The 15,643-nt window shown below is 64.3% G+C and carries 11 protein-coding genes; 6 read left to right on the forward strand and 5 right to left on the reverse strand.

The window, feature by feature from the left end:
* The 3 genes from iolD to V6765_RS20035 form a co-directional block, all read right to left on the reverse strand.
* Positions 1 to 1,824 carry a 3D-(3,5/4)-trihydroxycyclohexane-1,2-dione acylhydrolase (decyclizing) gene (iolD, locus tag V6765_RS20025; RefSeq protein WP_448432067.1) on the reverse strand — a complete coding sequence of 608 codons (1,824 nt, stop codon included), beginning with the start codon at positions 1,822 to 1,824 and terminating at the stop codon, positions 1 to 3.
* A complete protein-coding gene (locus tag V6765_RS20030) occupies positions 1,821 to 3,731 on the reverse strand; it encodes a bifunctional 5-dehydro-2-deoxygluconokinase/5-dehydro-2-deoxyphosphogluconate aldolase (RefSeq protein ID WP_448432069.1) in 1,911 nt (636 codons plus the stop codon). The genes iolD and V6765_RS20030 overlap by 4 nt, the downstream gene beginning before the upstream one ends.
* 128 nt (positions 3,732 to 3,859) lie before the next feature.
* On the reverse strand, positions 3,860 to 4,669 hold the full coding sequence (locus V6765_RS20035; protein WP_448432071.1) for a MurR/RpiR family transcriptional regulator: 810 nt from the start codon (positions 4,667 to 4,669) through the stop codon (positions 3,860 to 3,862).
* Between the two features lie 110 nt (positions 4,670 to 4,779).
* On the opposite strand from V6765_RS20035, the gene iolG reads away from it, so the two are divergent.
* Together iolG and V6765_RS20045 are read left to right on the forward strand one after the other, a co-directional pair.
* A complete protein-coding gene (gene iolG, locus V6765_RS20040; protein WP_448432073.1) occupies positions 4,780 to 5,772 on the forward strand; it encodes an inositol 2-dehydrogenase in 993 nt (330 codons plus the stop codon).
* Between the two features lie 177 nt (positions 5,773 to 5,949).
* Positions 5,950 to 6,957 carry a LacI family DNA-binding transcriptional regulator gene (locus V6765_RS20045; RefSeq protein WP_448432075.1) on the forward strand — a complete coding sequence of 336 codons (1,008 nt, stop codon included), beginning with the start codon at positions 5,950 to 5,952 and terminating at the stop codon, positions 6,955 to 6,957.
* A 5-nt stretch (positions 6,958 to 6,962) separates the two neighbouring features.
* On the opposite strand, the gene V6765_RS20050 is transcribed toward V6765_RS20045, so the two are convergent.
* A complete protein-coding gene (locus tag V6765_RS20050) occupies positions 6,963 to 7,439 on the reverse strand; it encodes an Lrp/AsnC family transcriptional regulator (protein WP_448432077.1) in 477 nt (158 codons plus the stop codon).
* 105 nt (positions 7,440 to 7,544) lie between these two features.
* Here V6765_RS20050 and putA point away from each other — a divergent pair, with 105 nt between their 5' ends.
* Positions 7,545 to 10,973 (forward strand): bifunctional proline dehydrogenase/L-glutamate gamma-semialdehyde dehydrogenase PutA, encoded by a 3,429-nt coding sequence (gene putA / locus V6765_RS20055; RefSeq protein ID WP_448432079.1) that lies wholly within the window; start codon positions 7,545 to 7,547, stop codon positions 10,971 to 10,973.
* 13 nt (positions 10,974 to 10,986) lie between these two features.
* Here putA and V6765_RS20060 read toward each other — a convergent pair whose 3' ends face one another.
* Positions 10,987 to 11,625, reverse strand: coding sequence for a nucleoside triphosphate hydrolase (locus V6765_RS20060; RefSeq protein ID WP_448432081.1), 639 nt, complete (start codon positions 11,623 to 11,625; stop codon positions 10,987 to 10,989).
* 256 nt (positions 11,626 to 11,881) lie between these two features.
* Here V6765_RS20060 and V6765_RS20065 point away from each other — a divergent pair, with 256 nt between their 5' ends.
* The 3 genes from V6765_RS20065 (at position 11,882) to V6765_RS20075 (ending at position 15,557) form a co-directional block, all read left to right on the forward strand.
* Positions 11,882 to 13,360, forward strand: a complete 1,479-nt coding sequence (locus V6765_RS20065) for a sugar ABC transporter ATP-binding protein (RefSeq protein WP_448432083.1) — start codon at positions 11,882 to 11,884, stop codon at positions 13,358 to 13,360.
* A gap of 81 nt (positions 13,361 to 13,441) precedes the next feature.
* On the forward strand, positions 13,442 to 14,467 hold the full coding sequence (locus V6765_RS20070; RefSeq protein WP_448432085.1) for an ABC transporter permease: 1,026 nt from the start codon (positions 13,442 to 13,444) through the stop codon (positions 14,465 to 14,467).
* A gap of 94 nt (positions 14,468 to 14,561) precedes the next feature.
* Entirely contained in the window at positions 14,562 to 15,557 is a 996-nt protein-coding gene (locus tag V6765_RS20075; protein ID WP_448432087.1) for a substrate-binding domain-containing protein, read from the forward strand.
* Positions 15,558 to 15,643: the final 86 nt, after the last annotated feature.

Consider the following 15,643-nt stretch of genomic DNA (forward strand, 5'->3'; position numbering starts at 1 on the left):
TCAGCTTCTCTTCTTGAGCGCGGCTTCATAGCCGGCGCGCGCTTCGTTGACTTCGCTCCGTTCGGAGACTTCCGGCACCGCCACATCCCACCAGTGGCCGCCTTCATCCGGCGTCGGATAGGGATCGGTGTCAATGACGATCACGTTCACCGCGCTCGCTTCGCGCGCCGCTGCCAGCGCCTCGTCAAGCTCGGCGATCGAGGCGACCTTGGTGGCGTTCGCGCCCATCGCCGCGGCATGGGCGGCGAAATCGATGGCGATCGGGTTTTCGTGGTTGGCATGGGCATAGAGATTGTTGAACTCGGCCCCGCCGGTCGCCATCTGCAGCCTGTTGATGCAGCCATAGCCGCGATTGTCCGTGATCACGACGGTGATCTTGACGCCCATGGCGACGGCGCTTGCGAGTTCGGAATTCGCCATCATGTAGGAGCCGTCGCCGACCATGACGACCACGTCGCGCTCCGGCTCCGCCATCTTGATGCCAAGCCCGCCGGCGATCTCGTAACCCATGGTCGAGAAGCCGTATTCCATGTGGTAGGAGAGCGGCAATTTCGCCTTCCACAGCTGATGCAGCTCGCCCGGCATGGTGCCGGCGGCGCACATCACCACCGTATTGTCGCGCGCGGCGCGCTGGACGGAGCCGATCACCTGCATGTCGGTCGGCAGAGCATTGGTGTCCTCGGGCTTCGCCGTATAGGCGTCGGCCTTCGCAAACCATTCGGCCTTCAACGTGGCATCGGGCTCGGCGAAGCGTTTTTCGCCCAGCGCCGCGCTCAGCTTTTCGAGCCCTACGCGGGCATCGGCCACCAGCGGGATGGCATCGTGCTTGGCGCTGTCGAAGGGCTGCACGTTAAGCGCCAGGATCCGGCGTTCGGGATTGCTGAACAGCGACCACGAGCCGGTGGTGAAATCCTGGAACCGCGTGCCGACGCCGATCACCAGATCGGCCTTTTCGGCAACAGCATTGGCGCTTGCCGTCCCGGTGACGCCGACCGCGCCGAAATTCAGGTCATGATCCCAGGCAAGCGCGGATTTGCCGGCCTGCGTCTCGACCACGGGAATGCAATGCCGCTCGGCGAATGCCGTGAGCGTCTCGGTCGCGCCGGAAAAATGCACCCCGCCGCCGGCAACGATCACCGGATTGCTGGCCGCCTGAATGGCCGCGACGGCGGCTTCGAACTCGGCCGCGTCCGGCTCTGGCCGGCGCTGGCGCCAGACCTTCTTCTCGAACAGCTTTTCGGGGAAATCATAGGCTTCGGCCTGCACGTCCTGGCAGATCGACAGCGTCACCGGGCCGCATTCGGCCGGATCGGTCAGCACCCGCATGGCGCGCGGCAAGGCCGTGATCAGCTGTTCGGGCCGCATGATGCGGTCGAAATAGCGGCTCACCGGACGGAAGCAGTCATTGACGGTCATGGTGCCGTCGCCGAAGTCCTCAAGCTGCTGGAGCACCGGGTCGGGGCCGCGATTGGCGAACACATCGCTCGGCAGCAACAGCACCGGCAGGCGGTTGACATGGGCAAGGGCTGCGGCCGTGACCATGTTGAGCGCGCCCGGACCGATGGAGGAGGTGACCGCCATCGCGCGCCGGCGGCGCAGCTGCTTGGCATAGGCGATCGCGGCATGGGCCATGGTCTGCTCGTTCTGGCCGCGATAGGTCGGCAGCGTGTCGCGCAGGCCGTAAAGCGCCTCGCCGAGCCCTGCGACATTGCCGTGGCCGAAGATCGCCCAGACGCCGGCGATAAAGGGTTCGCCATCCTCGTTATACTGGTTTGCGAGATAGCGCACCGTTGCCTGCGCCGCTGTAAGCCGGATGGTTTTCATGCTGCATTCTCCTTGCGCGCGCGGTCCCAGACTGCGGCGAGACTGCGGTATTTCTCGGTCATTTCGGCAATCGCCGTCTCATCGTCAATGCGGCCCGCAAGCCACTTGCGCGCGGTTTCTCCGAATATCGTGCGGCCGACGGCAAAGCCCTTGACCAGGTCGAATTTTGCCGCCGTGGCGAAGCTTTCCTCCAGTTCGGCAGCCGGCGCATCGAGCCCCAGCACGACAATGCCGCGCACATAGGGGTCATGGCCGGTGATTGCGGAACAGGCCTTTTCCCAGGCCTCTGCCGATTTCATCGGCTCCAGCTTCCACCAGTCGGGATAGACGCCGATCTCATAGAAGCGGTTGATGATGGCGGCCGTCGTGTCGTCATCGATTGGGGCGACCTTGGACGGGATCACCTCCAGCAGGAATTCCAGCCCGTTGCGGCGCGCGGCGGAAAACAGGCGCGAAACGGTCGCCTCCTGGTCGGCCCGCATGGCGGCGTCATCATCCGGGTGATAGAAGCAGAGCACCTTGACCACATTGTCGACTGGCCACTCGCCGAGCCCGCCGAAATCCGGACCGATCTCGGCCTCGGTCTCAAGCGGGCGCGAACCGGGCAGTTCCACCGGACGGCCGATCCAGAGCCCCGTGCCGGTGGCGGCATAGAGCGCATCACGCCCCAGCCGGCCATCGCAGAGAATGCCGTAACCCGGCCGGCCATCGGCGACCCGAAGCGCGGCCTTCAGGCAGAGTTCCTTGAACGGGCCGAGCCTGTCATGCGCAACGCCCGCCTCGTCCGCCATTTCCTCAAGCTGGATGCGGTGGTCGAAGGCGAAGACGCGCATTTCCGGCCACTCGCCGGTGCGGTTTGTCGACCAGTGCACCTGCTCCAGCGCCTTGTCCTTGCGCAACGCCTTGTCGCGAATGCCGGTGCGAAAGAAATACTGCAGCTCCTCCCAGCTCGGGTAAGCCGGCGTGCAGCCGTGGCGCGAGACGGCGAAGGCCCCGCAGGCATTGGCGTATTTCAGGCTGGTCGGCCAGTCCTCGCCGGTCAACCAGCCCTTCAGCAGGCCGGACATGAAACCGTCGCCGGCGCCGAGCACATTGAACACCTCGATCGGAAAGCCCTCGCCGGTCTGGCCGTCATCGAGGCTTGCAGGGATTTCGCCTTCGAATACCACCGCGCCCATCGGCCCGCGTTTGCAGACCAGCGTCGCCTTCGAAACCTTCCGCACGGCCTTCAGCGCCGCAAGCGTGTCGGTGCTGCCGCCGGCGATGTGGAATTCCTCTTCCGTGCCGACAATCAGATCGAACAGGCCGAGCGTGGATTGCAGCTTGGCGGTGACGGCCTCGGATTCAATATAGCGGCTTTCGCCCGCGCCATGACCGGCGAGGCCCCAGAGGTTGGGGCGGTAATCGATGTCGAGCGCGGTCCGCGCGCCGTTTTCGCGCGCCAGCCTGAGCGCCTTCAGCACGGCGGCCTCGGTGCGGGGGTGGGAAAGATGTGTGCCGGTGGCGCAGACGCAGCGCGCCTCGGCAATATAGGCCGGATCGATATCGTCTTCCGACAGCGCCATGTCGGCGCAGTTTTCGCGGTAGAAGATCAGCGGAAACTGTTCCTGGTCGCGGATGCCGAGCAGCACCAGCGCCGTCAGCCGCTCCGGATCGGTCTTCACACCGCGCACATCGACGCCCTCGCGCACAAGCTGCTCGCGGATGAAGCGGCCCATATGCTCGTCGCCGACGCGGGTCAGCAGACCGGCTTTGAGGCCGAGACGCGCCGTGCCGGCCGCGATGTTCGTGGGCGAGCCGCCGATATATTTGTTGAAGGAGGCCATATCCTCCAGTCGCCCGCCAACCTGCGCGCCATAAAGATCGACCGACGACCGGCCGATGGTGATCAGGTCAAGTGACGACAATGATGCCTCCCTGCCGGTCGCGTTCGCCGGCCTATGCGCCGCGCGGATTCGCGGCGTCTGTCGATTTCAATTTTGGATTATAAATTCTATTTTTCTTCGTTTCAATAAAATTATTCGGATTTCAAGGCTCACGAACCGTTGCGCGCCGCGCCGACGGCGACCGTCAAGGCGATGGCCAGACCGAGTGTGGCGGACAGCGAACGGAAGGCCCCGAAATCGACCTCGGTCACCGAAAGCGTGGCAGCGGAAAACGGCCGCAGGGGGCTGACGACCGTATCGGTGATGCCGACCACCGGAATGTCGTTTTCCGCCGCCTGTTCGGCAAACGCCACCGTCTCGGCGGTATAGGGCGCGAAACTGATGGCGATCACCACATCGCCCGGCCGCACGGCCTGATAATTGGCCAGTCCGCCAACCGCGCCGTGCAGCATGGCCGGCACATTCATCCGCTCGAAGGCATAGGCGATATAGGTCGCCACCGAAAACGCCCGCCTGAGGCCGATAATGTGGATCATTTTCGCTTCGGAAAGCAGCGCTACGGATTTCTCCAGTTCAGCCGGTTCCACCGTCTTTAGCAGACCCTCAAGCGAAGTTCGCCCCGCATCGGTGAATTCGGCAAGCAACGCCACCGGGCTACCCGCCGCCGTCTCGCGCAGATGCTTGAGCCGGGTGCGATAATCCGGCCAGCCGCCGACATAGGAATCGCGAAACAGTTTCTGCATCTCCGAAAAGCCGGAAAAGCCGATGATCTGGCAGAACCGCATGAAGGCCGAGGGCTGCACTCCGGCCCCTTCAGCCATTTCCGCCACGGTCGACACCGCGATCCTGTCCTGATTGGCGGCCACGAAATCCGCGCATTGGCGCAGCCTCTTGGGCATTGTGCCGGCGAGTTCCGCCAGCCGTTCCTCGAATTCCCTGATCGTGGCCGGCGCCGTCATGCGTTCCCCTCTAAATGATATTGACATGAACCATGCTACAAACTAGCAAAATGGAATATATATTCCAACAAGATTGTCGCCGCCCCGGCGACGCTCACCGGGAGGATAACATGGTCACGACGATAGCGCTTCTGGGCGCAGGCCGCATCGGCAAGGTACACGCAAAGGCGATCGCCGAGGACAAGCGCGCCCGGCTGGATGCGGTCGCCGACGCCATGGCGCCGGCCGCCGCCGCGATTGCGGAAGCGACCGGCGCCAAGGTGATGACCATCGATGAAATCGAGGCCGATGGCAGCATCGACGCGGTGATCATCTGCACCCCCACCAACACCCATGCCGACCTGATCGAGCGCTTCGCCCGCGCCGGCAAGGCGGTCTTCTGCGAAAAGCCGGTGGATCTCGATGTCGCCCGCGCCCGCGCCTGTGCCGAAGTGGTGAGAGAGGTCGGCGGGCGCGTGATGCTCGGCTTCAACCGCCGCTTCGATCCGCACTTCCTGGCGGTGCGCAAGGCGATCGACGATGGCCGGATCGGCGATGTCGAGATGGTGACGATCGTGAGCCGCGACCCCGGCCCGCCGCCGGCGGAATATATCAAGGTCTCCGGCGGCATGTTCCGCGACATGACCATCCATGATTTTGACATGGCGCGCTTCCTGCTCGGCGAGGAGATCGCGACCGTTTCCGGCACGGCGTCCGTGCTGGTGAACCCGGAAATCGGCGCGCTCGGCGATTACGACAGCGCGAGCCTGGTGCTCGCCACCGAAAGCGGCCGCCAGTGCGTGATCTCGAATTCGCGACGAGCGGCCTATGGCTATGACCAGCGCATCGAGGTGCTGGGCTCGCTCGGCTCGGTCACGGCCGAAAACCAGCGCCCGGTCTCGATCGAGATCGCCAACAAGGATGGCTATACCCGTCCGCCGCTGCACGATTTCTTCATGACCCGCTACACCGCAGCCTATGCCGCCGAAATCTCCGCCTTCATCGACAGCATCGAAAACGGCACCGCGCCCTCCCCCTCGATCGAGGATGGCCTGATGGCGCTGGCGCTGGCGGATGCGGCCGTGCGGGCGGTGAAGGAGAAGAAGACGATCGCGGTCGGCTGAATGCCGGACGCTCCGCGCTGCCGCCATCGAACAGGGAACACCGCACACGTCGCTGCAAAGGCGTGCACATGCGTTTTGTCCGCTCTCGAAAGTCAACGCTCTGTCGCAAAAACTTCATAAAGGCTTTGTTGCACAACAGTGCATTCCAAAGCAAAATGAGGTTGTCGAGGGGGAATGATGGCCGAGAAAGAATTTGTCAGCGCGCAGGAAGTCGCTCGTCGCGCCGGTGTTTCCCGCTCCGCCGTCTCGCGCACCTTCACGCCGGGCGCCAGCGTTTCGGCGGAAACGCGCCGCAAGGTGATGGCGGCGGCCGAGGAGCTTGGCTACCACGTCAACCATCTGGCGCGCGGGCTGATGCGCAATGAAAGCGGCATCGTCTGCCTGATCGCCTCCGAGGTCGCGACCCCCTACCGCTCGGCCCTCGTCAGCGCCATTACCCAGAAGCTTCAGGATCGCGGCAAGATCGCCATGCTGGTCAACACCGACCGTTCCGACGGCAGCGCCGACAAGGCATTGCGCCAGGCGATCAGCTACCGGGCGGATGCCTCCATCATTCTCTCGGGCCTGCCGGACAAGTCGATCGTCCAGCTCTGTCTGCGCAACGGCCAGCGTCTGGTGCTGATCAACCGCGATGACGATCAGGAAGGGCCTCTCAGGATCAATTTCGACAATGACGAGGCGGCGCGGCGAATCCTGACCGCCTTCCTGCGCGCCGGCTGCCGCCGCCTCGCCTTCGCCAATTCGGCCTCGATGACGCCGAGCCTGTTGGCGCGCGAGCGCGGTTTCCTCGCCGCGGGGCAGGCCGAGGGCATCGAGGTGATCGTCGAGCGCTACGGCCAGACGGCCTATGCGTCAGGCCGCACACTCGCCCAGCGCCTGCTGACCCGCAAGGACCGGCCGGACGGGGTGTTCTGCGCCACCGACCTGCTCGCCTGCGGCTTCATGGATGCCGCGCGCAACCAGTTTTCGCTGTCGATCCCCGATCAGCTTTGCGTCGCGGGCTTCGACAACATCGAACAGGCCGGCTGGGAATCCTATGATCTCACCACCTTCGACCAGCCGGTGGACCAGATCGCCCAACAGGCGGTCGACTGGCTCTCCGCCCCGCTTTCCGTGCCCCCTGCCAAACCGACCGTGACGCTGCATGCCGAACTCGTGTGGCGCTCGTCGATCCGCGGCGGATAGAGCGGTCAAACCGCCTCCGCGATGCCGTTTTCCTTGATCGACTGCATCGCCATATAGGTCGAGGTCGAGGCCACATGCGGCAGCGTCGAAATCCGCTCGGCCAGCACCCGGCGATAGGAGCGCATCGAAGCGGTGCGGATTTTCAGCAGGTAATCGAAGCGGCCCGCGATCATGTGCACCTGCTCGACCTCCATGAGCCCGACCACCGCCTTGTTGAATTCCGACAGCGCCTTTTCGCGCGTATCCGACAGCTTCACCTCGACGAAGGCGACATAGTCGAGACCCAGTTGAATGGGATCGAGGATGGCACGATAGCCCCTGATGATGCCCGCCTCCTCCAGATGGCGCACCCGCGCCTGGGTCGGCGATTTCGACAGGCCGATGCGTTTGGCGAGATCGGTGATCGAGATGCGGCCGTTCTCGGCCAGCGTGCTCATTATGGCGCGGTCGAATCGATCGAGATCGGCGCTGCTCTCATTCACTGAAAAACTCCTCAAATTCAGTCAAAACGGCAATATCTTTCATATCAATCAGGCAAAACGCCTGCCGTCTACCGATTATAATAGGGTAATCCAGAGGGAATTGTCATGACAGAAAACACTGAGGCAGACCTGCGAAACGCAATCGACGCGGGCACCTATGCCGACGAATCGCAATTGATCGAGCGGCTCCGCGAGCAAGCGCAGCTGAGCGCCGAGGATCGCGCCCGCATTTCGGAAAACGCGGCCGATCTGGTGCGCGCCATCCGCAATCACGCCAAGCCCGGCATGATGGAGGTCTTCCTCGCCGAATACGGCCTCTCCACCGATGAGGGCATCGCGCTGATGTGTCTCGCCGAGGCGCTCTTGAGGGTGCCGGATGCCGAGACCATCGACGCGCTGATCGAAGACAAGATCGCGCCGTCGGACTGGGGCCGGCATATGGGCCATTCCACCTCGCCGCTGGTCAATGCCTCGACCTGGGCGCTGATGCTGACCGGCCGGGTTCTCAAGGAAGACAACAAGGGCGTGGTGAGCACGCTGCGCGGCGCGGTCAAGCGCCTCGGCGAACCGGTGATCCGCACCGCCGTCGGCCGCGCGATGAAGGAGATGGGCTCGCAATTCGTGCTCGGCGAGACGATCGCATCCGCCCTCAAGCGCGCCTCGAACATGGAAGAGAAGGGCTACACCTACAGCTACGACATGCTGGGGGAAGCCGCCCGCACCGAAGGCGACGCGAAGCGCTATCACCTCGCCTATTCCCGGGCGATCGGCGCGATCTCCGAGGCCGCGACCGCCGACGATATCCGCAACAATCCCGGCATATCGGTCAAGCTTTCAGCACTCCATCCGCGCTACGAAGAAGCCCAGCACGACACGGTGATGGACCATGTCGTGCCGCGCCTGCGCACGCTTGCCCAGCTCGCCCGCTCCGCCGGCATCGGGCTCAATATCGACGCCGAGGAAGCCAACCGGCTCAGCCTGTCGCTGGACGTGATCGAGGCCGTGCTGTCCGAGCCATCGCTCGCGGGCTGGGACGGGTTCGGCGTGGTGGTGCAGGCCTATGGCAAGCGCGCCGGACCGACCATCGACTGGCTTTATGATCTCGCCACGCGGCTTGACCGAAAGATCATGGTGCGGCTCGTCAAGGGCGCCTATTGGGACACCGAGATCAAGCTCGCCCAGGTCGAGGGCATCGACAGCTTCCCGGTGTTCACCGCCAAGCCCGCCACCGACATTTCCTATATCGCCAATGCCCGCAAGCTGCTCGGCATGACCGACCGGATCTACCCGCAATTCGCCACCCACAACGCCCATAGCTGCGCCGCGATCCTGGATATGGCCGGCGACAACCAGGCTTGGGAATTCCAGCGCCTTCACGGCATGGGCGAGGCGCTGCATTCGATCCTGAAGGAGCGCCACAACACCCATTGCCGGATCTACGCGCCCGTTGGCGCGCATCGCGATCTGCTTGCCTATCTCGTGCGCCGCCTGCTGGAAAACGGCGCCAACTCCTCGTTCGTCAATCAGATCGTGGATGAGGACGTGCCGCCGGAAACGGTCGCCGCCGATCCGTTCGACAAGGTGAAGCCGACGAAGCTTCGCACCGGCACGACCCTGTTTGCGCCGGAACGCCAGAACTCCACCGGCTTCGACCTCGCCCACCGCCCGACGCTGGCGATGATCGATGAGGCCCGCGGCCGGTTCGAAAGCCATCGCTGGCAGGCCGGACCGATTATTGCCGGCGAAGCGCCTTCCGGCGAGACGACGGAGATAACCAATCCGGCCCGCCAGCACGACGTCGTCGGAACGGTGACCTGGGCTTCGGCTGAGACCGTCACCGCCGCCTGCGCTGCCGCACGGCCCTGGGATGCCGATGCCGCAACCCGCCGCGCGGTGCTGGAGAAGGCCGCCGATCTCTACGAACAGAATTTCGGCGAGATTTTCGCGCTCGTTGCCCGCGAGGCCGGCAAGACGCTGCCGGACGCGGTTGCCGAACTGCGCGAGGCGGTGGATTTCTTGCGCTACTACGCCGGACAGGCGGAGGGCGCGCCGCCGATTGGCGTGTTTGCCTGCATCAGCCCGTGGAACTTTCCGCTGGCGATCTTCACCGGCCAGATCGCGGCAGCACTTGCCGCCGGCAACGCCGTGCTCGCCAAGCCCGCCGAGCAGACGCCGCTGATCGCGTGGCGCGCCTGCCAGCTTCTCCATGAGGCGGGCGTGCCCGAAACCGCGCTGCAGCTCCTGCCCGGCGCCGGCGATGTCGGCAAGGCGCTGACCTCCAACCCGGCCGTCGGCGGCGTCGCCTTCACCGGATCGACGGAAACCGCACAGATTATCCACCGTGCGATGGCCGAGAACCTCGCGCCCGGCGCGCCGTTCATCGCGGAGACCGGCGGCCTCAACGCGATGATCGTCGACAGCACCGCGCTGCCGGAACAGGCGGTCGCGGCCATCGTCCAGTCGGCCTTCCAGTCCGCCGGCCAGCGCTGCTCGGCGCTGCGCTGCCTTTATGTCCAGAAGGACATTGCCGAACACTTCCTGCGCATGCTGACCGGGGCAATGGACGTGCTGAGGATCGGCAGGCCGTGGCACATCTCGACCGATGTCGGTCCGGTGATCGATGCCGAGGCCAAGGCGGGCATTGCCGAATATCTCGCCGTCGCCGAGGACGAGGGACGCATCCTCAAGACGACCACGACGCCGGATACCGGCCATTTCATCGCCCCGACCCTGATCAGGATCGGCGGCATTGGGGATATGGAGCGCGAAATCTTCGGCCCGGTCCTGCATGTCGCGACCTTCGAGGCGGACGAAATCGATGCGGTGATCGATGCGATCAACGGCTCCGGCTATGGCCTGACCTTCGGCCTCCAGACCCGGATCGACGACCGCGTGCAGCATGTCTCCGACCGCATCCAGGCCGGCAATATCTACATCAACCGCAACCAGATCGGTGCGATCGTCGGCAGCCAGCCCTTCGGCGGCGAAGGCCTGTCCGGCACCGGCCCGAAGGCGGGCGGCCCGCGCTATCTCGACCGTTTCCGCAGGCACGACGCCGAGAGCGCCGGCGAAGCCTGGGATACGGAAATGTCGCCGGCAGCGCTCAGGGACGAAATTGCGCGTGCGGCCATCGAGTCGGGTCGGGTGTTCCGGGACACGCTGCCGGGGCCGACGGGCGAGTCGAACGTGCTTACCGCGCTGCCCCGCGCGCCCCTGCTCTGCCTCGGCCCGGGCAAGGAGGCCGCCAGAAAACAGGCGATCATGGTCGGCGCGCAGGGCGGTCGCCCCGCCGTCGCAACCGGTTCGATCGCGCCGGAAAGCCTTGCCGATCTGGATGGCATTTCAGCCGTTCTGTGGTGGGGCGACGAGGAGACCGCGCGGGCGCTGCGCAAGGCGCTCGCCAGCCGCAAGGGCCCGATCCTGCCGCTGGTGACCGGCGCGCCCGATGCCGGCCACGCGCTCAAGGAGCGCCATGTCTGCGTCGACACCACCGCGGCCGGCGGCAACGCCAAGCTGCTTGGCGGCGTGAGCTGAGCCAAAAAGACTGTCAGCCAACCGGCCGGAAGACGATATCCGCCGGGCGGCTGCGGTCAATGACGGTCTTCGCATTGGGGAGGTCGTTTTCATAAGCCTTGGCATGGGCCGCTTCCGGCGCAAAACCCATATCCTTCCAGCGCTGCAGCAACCGGCGCTCCAGAACGTCGAACGGCACATCGACGCTGATGGTCAGGTCAAAAATGGCGCGAAGATCGCGCCAGCCGGGCTCATTCAGCAACAGATAATTGCCCTCGACCACCAATAGCGGTATCGAAGCGGGAACCGCGCGCGCGCCGGCCCGCGAGATTTCCAGCTTCCTGTCGAACAACGGAACGATGACTTCGTCTTCCGCATTTTCGCTGAGGCGCCGCAGCATCGCCGCGAGCCCACCGACATCGAACGTATGGGGCGCGCCCTTGCGCGACAGCGCCCCGCGCGCCTCCAGCAACCCGTCATCGAGATGAAAGCCGTCCATCGGAATGACGGCAGCCGATCCCGGTTTCAGCCGGTTGAGCCGATCGACTACTTCGTCGGCAAGCGTGGACTTGCCGCTGCCGGGCGCCCCGGCGATCGCCACAAGCCGGCGGCCGGCGGGCAAGGCTGAAAGCACATCAAGCAGGTCTTCGACCCTGGTTATTGATTTCGGCATGGCCCTCCCCCGGCGCAGTTTTGCCAGGCCCTCTTCTTGAAGCGCTGCCGGCGATAGTGGAACCGACTTTCTCTCAGAAAGCGCGACGAAACAAGCGCGTAGGCCGTCCCCACCGAACCGCTGGACCCCGCTTGTCCACATCCCAGCTTTAAAAATGTCAGGACGCGTTTGACATACGCAAAGCAATGCCGTTAAAAGACAATTGTCGAGCATAATTTTACATTAGTTCGATGGACTGAGAATGGGAGGAATTGTCGTGCAGGCTTTGCTTGAGGTGCATGGGCTCGGAAAGTCGTTTTCCGGGGTTCCCGCGCTGATCGACGGCGCATTCCGGCTGATGCCGGGATCGGTCCACGCGCTTTGCGGCGGCAATGGCGCGGGCAAGTCGACTTTCCTCAAGATCGTCATGGGCATCCAGCCACGCGACCGCGGCACAATTAAGCGCAACGGCGAGACCGTGCAGTTCTCCTCCCCCGGCGAGGCGCTTGCCAACGGTATTTCCATCATTGAACAGGAACTGAGCCCTGTCCCGGCGATGACCGTGGCCGAGAACATCTTTCTCGGGCGCGAGCCGAGCGGCGCCTTCGGCCGCATCGATTTCAAATCCATGAACGCGAAAGCGCAGGACCTGCTGGACGGGCTGAAATTCACCATCCGCGCGACCGACATGATGATGGACCTGACGGTCGCCCAGACCCAGCTCGTCGAGATCGCCAAGGCGCTCTCCTATGATGCCGAAGTCATCATCATGGACGAGCCTACCTCCGCGCTTGGCGAGGCCGAGGCTGACCAGCTTTTCGAGGCGGTGAAGACGTTGAAGGCGCGCGGCAAGGGCGTGATCTATGTCAGCCACCGCCTCTCCGAAATCTTCACGATCTGCGACAGCTATACTGTTTTTCGCGATGGCCGCTTCGTCGAGGAAGGCGCGCTTGCCGATATCGACAAGGATCGCCTCATCAGCCTGATCGTCGGGCGTCCGCTGACCGAGGAATTCGTCAAGGACAATACCGCGAGCACCGAACCGACCCTGCGCGTCGAGGGGCTTGCCGCGGCCCATGGCGTGCGCGACGTGTCCTTCGAGGCCCATCGCGGGGAAATCCTGGCGCTTTACGGGCTGATGGGCTCCGGCCGCAGCGAGATTTTCGACAGGCTGTTCGGCCTCTCCGAGGAAACCGACGGCACGATCGAGATCAACGGAAGGCGCCAGCAGATCACCCGCCCTTCTGAAGCGATCGCGGCGGGCCTCGCCTATGTGACCGAGGACCGCAAGGTCTCGGGCCTCGTCCTCACCGGCGATGTTCGGGAAAACCTTTGCCTTGCGACCCTCGACCGCATGTCGACCCCACTGATGATGAACGGCAAGGCCGAGACGGAGGCCGCCGGACGCATGGTCGAGACGCTCAATATCAAGACCGCATCGCTGAAGCTCGGCGTTTCCAATCTTTCCGGCGGCAACCAGCAGAAGGTCGTTCTCGGCAAATGGTTCCTGACCGAGCCGAACGTGCTGCTCCTGGATGAGCCGACCCGCGGCGTCGATGTCGGCGCCAAGCGGGAAATCTATCGCGTCATGTCCGATTTCGCCAAGGGCGGCGGGACCGTGATCATGATCTCTTCCGAAACCGACGAAGTGCTCGGCATGGCCGACCGCGCCATTGTGATGCGCGATGGCCGCGTCGCCGGAACCCTGGATCGGGCGGAAATGTCCGCCGAAAAACTGCTGCATCTCGCGGCGTAAAAACGTGACGCAGGACGGGGCGACGGCACGAACGCGCGTCTTTCACCTGCCGATAACCCGTCAATCGGGGAGGACCATACGTTGACTGACACTGAGAATGCCAAAACCCCGGCCGGCGCCGGAACCGAGCAGAAGCGGCCGATGACCGAGCGGCTGGGGCCGATCGCCCAGCGCTACGGCATATTGATCGCGCTGATCCTTGTCTGCATCGTGCTCTCGATCGTCAGCGAGAATTTTCTCAGCCCGCGCAACATCGTCAACGTGCTGCGCCAGACCTCGATCAACGGCATTCTCGCCATCGGCATGACCTTCGTGATCCTGACCCGCGGCATTGACCTTTCGGTCGGCTCCGTGGTCGCCCTTGCCGGCGTCGTCTCGGCCTCCTTCGCCACGACCTCGTCCAGCGCGTTTATTCCCGGCACGCCCTATATCGCCCCGATCGCGATCGTCATCGGCCTTGCCGCCGGCATCGCCATGGGCGCGATTTCCGGCACGGCGGTGGCACGGTTTTCCGTGCCCGCCTTCGTCGCCACGCTCGGCATGCTGTCGGCGGCGCGCGGCCTCACCCTGATCTATTCCGGCGGTCGCCCGATCCCGGCGCTGACCGACGGCTATCGCTGGATCGGCACGGGCGATATCTTCGGCCTTCCGATCCCGATCATCCTGTTCGCGCTGGTCTTCCTCGTCGCCCATTTCGTGCTGACCAACACCCGTTTCGGCCGACATATCTATGCTGTCGGCGGCAATCCGCATGCCGCCAAGGTCTCCGGCCTCAGCGTCAACCGCATCCGCTTCATGGTCTATGTCATCTCCGGCGCGCTGGCCGGGCTCGCCGGCATGGTGCTTGCCGCCCGCACGGGTTCCGCGCTGCCGCAGGCCGGCGTCGCCTATGAGCTCGACGCAATCGCTGCGGTGGTGATCGGCGGCACCAGCCTGTCCGGCGGCATCGGCCGGGTCAGCGGCACCGTCATCGGCGCGCTGCTGATCGGCGTGATGAACAACGGCCTCGATCTGCTGGGCGTCGAATCCTACTACCAGCAGGTCATCAAGGGCGCGCTGATCGTCGCCGCCGTCATGCTCGACCGCTCGCGCAAGAGCGAAACCTGATCCGGCCCCGCCGGTTGTTCCACGCCGCAAATTCGCAGTCCGTTTTCAGAAACTGCGCGGCACCCACCATGTCACCAAAGGGAGGAAACCCGACATGAAACTTCGTAATATCCTGGCAACCACAGCCCTGGTCGGCGCCGCGTTCGCCGCCACCACCGCCAGCGCGCAGGACCCGCTGAAGATCGGCGCCGCCGTTTACGGCCTCAACGCCGAGTTCATGCAGCTCTGGGCCAATGCCGCCGAAAACCATCCCTCGGTGAAGGACGGTTCCGTCGATCTGACCATCTTCGACGGCCGCTACGACGCGCTGGTCCAGCAGGAACAGTTCGAAACCATGATCACCCAGGGTTACGACGCCATCGTCTTCGTCCCGATCGACATCGAAGCCGGTGCCACGGCCGTTGAATCCGCCTCCGATGCCGGCATTCCGGTGGTCGGCTCCAACACCCAGGTCAACTCCGATCTCCTGACCTCCTATGTCGGCTCGGACGACGTCGAGGCCGGCTATCTCGAAGCCAAGGCCGTGCTCGATGACATCAGCTGCACCGGCGATGTCGTCATCATCGAAGGCCCGATCGGCCAGTCGGCGCAGATCCAGCGCGGCGAAGGCAATGAGAAGGCAATCGCCGAATGCGGCGACGGCGTCAGCGTTGTCGAGCAGCAGACCGCCAACTGGAGCCGCGCGGAAGCCCAGTCGCTGATGGAAAACTGGCTGACCGCCCATGGCGACGACATCAAGGGCGTGATCGCACAGAATGACGAAATGGCGCTTGGCGCGATCGAGGCGATCAAGGCCGCCGGCATGAATGTCAGCGACTTCTCGATTGCCGGCGTCGATGGCGTGACCGATGCGCTGGAAGCCGTCAAGCGCGGCGACATGCACTCGATCCTGCAGGATGGCCAGGCCCAGGCGCTGGGCGCGATCGACGTTGCGATCAAGGCCGTCAACCCGGACTATGAGCCGACCTCCGGCATTTGGGAAAAATACCCTGAAATGCAGTGGAACAACGGCGAATCCAAGCAGTACAATGTGCCGTGGACGCCGGTAACCGCCGACAATGTAGACGAGCTTCTGCAGCAGCGTCAGTAAAACCGAATACCGCCTGCGGCCTTTGCCGGCCGCAGGCGTCACCGTCGCGGCACGGCCGTAAAAGCAGCCAGAAGAAAGGGCGTTTC

Source organism: Martelella sp. FOR1707 (assembly GCF_053484265.1).

Bases quoted from the DNA above. Each gene is read 5' to 3' on its own strand.
- iolG (WP_448432073.1), top strand. From the start codon at position 4,780: ATGGTCACGACGATAGCGCTTCTGGGCGCAGGCCGCATCGGCAAGGTA.
- V6765_RS20035 (WP_448432071.1), bottom strand. From the start codon at position 4,669: ATGACGGCGCCGGCCACGATCAGGGAATTCGAGGAACGGCTGGCGGAA.
- putA (WP_448432079.1), top strand. From the start codon at position 7,545: ATGACAGAAAACACTGAGGCAGACCTGCGAAACGCAATCGACGCGGGC.
- V6765_RS20045 (WP_448432075.1), top strand. From the start codon at position 5,950: ATGGCCGAGAAAGAATTTGTCAGCGCGCAGGAAGTCGCTCGTCGCGCC.
- V6765_RS20060 (WP_448432081.1), bottom strand. From the start codon at position 11,625: ATGCCGAAATCAATAACCAGGGTCGAAGACCTGCTTGATGTGCTTTCA.
- iolD (WP_448432067.1), bottom strand. From the start codon at position 1,824: ATGAAAACCATCCGGCTTACAGCGGCGCAGGCAACGGTGCGCTATCTC.
- V6765_RS20075 (WP_448432087.1), top strand. From the start codon at position 14,562: ATGAAACTTCGTAATATCCTGGCAACCACAGCCCTGGTCGGCGCCGCG.